Below are 1625 nucleotides of genomic sequence, written 5' to 3'. Positions count from 1 at the left end.
CTTAGGTGGCATCCTTACTTGGGCAGTAACCCTGTCATGGCAGTGCCAGTTGCTGCAGCATGCGCTGCCCGCCAAGAACGGCCAGTGCGCGCTTGACGTTGTAGGCCAGCGTCGCCAGGGAGATCTCCGTGCCCGCGCCCGCCAGGCCCCGCATCAGGAAGCGCGGTTTCTCGAAGATGTGGAACTTCAGGGCCGCAAATGGATGTTCGACGGTGCAGCGTCGCAGCCTCATCGCCGCCGGCGTGGCGCGCTGGTGGATGCGTTCGAGCGCTTGTTCGTACAGATGGCGGCTGAGCATCCGGCGTGAGCTCGTCGTACAGCGCTGCTTCATCGAGCACGTACCGCAATCGCTGGGCTGCGCCGCATAGACGACCATCTTGTCCTTGCGGTTGATCTGCTTGCGCTGCAGCAGCTTGTCGGCCGGACACACGAAGGCGTCGGCCTGTTCGTCATAGGTGAAACAAGCCCGATCGAACAGTTCGCCGTCGCCCTGGTTGTTGACCGCGCGCTTGACCGGGACATGCACCTGCACGCCCTTGTCCTCCAGCGCCTGCGCTTGCTCGCCATTGGCGTAGCCCGCATCAGCCACCAGCTTGAGTTCAGCCGCGCCCAGTGCCTGCTGCGCGGCCTCCCCCATGCGCTGCAGGCAGCCGTTGTCACCGGCCTGGGCGTTGATCTCGTGGGCCACGATCAAGGCGTGCTCGGCATCCACAGCCGTCTGCACGTTGTAGCCCGGGCCCTTGCCTTTGAGCACCACAGCCTCGGGCTCGGTGCCCACGTAGCGCTGTTTGTCGTTGCCCACCTTGGCCAGCTCGGTTTGTTGCACCTGCAGCCGCGCCAGTGCCTGGCGCAGCGCCTGCGCGTCCAGCTCCGCTTCGCCTGGCTGTTGATCGGCCGCATCCAACGCCTGCAGGTATTGCGCGATGCGCTGTTCCAGCTTGGCTTGCAGCTCGGCCCGCTGCGCAGCGTCGAGGATCGCCTTGCCGCTGGCCACGGCCTGGAACTTGGTGCCATCCACGGCCACCCACTCTCCGCGGATCAGTCCGGCTTCGGCGCAAAAGCGGACGAACTCAGCGCCGGCCCGCCGCAGAGGCGCCGCATTGCAGCGGCGGAACTCGGCAATGGTCTTGTGATCGGGCGCGAGTCGGTGCAGCAGCCACATCACTTCGATGTTGCGCTGGCACTCGCGCTCCAGACGCCTGGATGAGCGCACCCGATTGAGGTACCCGTACAGGAACAGCATCAGCAGGTCCGCCGGGTCGTACGGCGGGCGCCCCGTGGGCTTGCTGCGGGCCCGCGAAAATCCGAGCGCCTTCAAGTCCAGCCGCGCCACGAACGCCGCGATCACGCGGCACACATGCTCCGGCCCGATCAACTCGTCCAGCGACACCGGAAACAGGCCGCCTTGGTCTCGACTGTGTCCTTGCACGTAGCCCATATGAACAATGCCCTGCAGCTTTCGCTGCAGGGCATTGTGTTCAGGGCTTCAGATCGGCGTCAGAGTATTGACACGGACTGACGGGGGCGGCTTTCGACCGATTCTGAAGTTGTTGTTTTTGTTCGGGAATCTTTGGTTGCGGGGGCAAGATTTGAACTTGCGACCTTTGGGTTATGAGCCCAACGAG

At 64.4% G+C, this 1625-nt stretch carries 1 protein-coding gene; it reads right to left on the bottom strand.

Annotated features, from left to right (window positions below; translation table 11 throughout):
* Nucleotides 1-34: 34 nt before the first annotated feature.
* A complete protein-coding gene (locus ACOVRJ_RS22530) occupies nucleotides 35-1438 on the bottom strand; it encodes an IS1182 family transposase (protein ID WP_422046061.1) in 1404 nt (467 codons plus the stop codon).
* Nucleotides 1439-1625: the final 187 nt, after the last annotated feature.

Source organism: Roseateles sp., from assembly GCF_049240545.1.
Classification (GTDB): Bacteria; Pseudomonadota; Gammaproteobacteria; order Burkholderiales; family Burkholderiaceae_C; genus Paucibacter_A.
The sequence above is the reverse complement of the archived record's forward strand: the minus strand, read 5'-3'. Positions and strand labels throughout refer to the sequence as shown.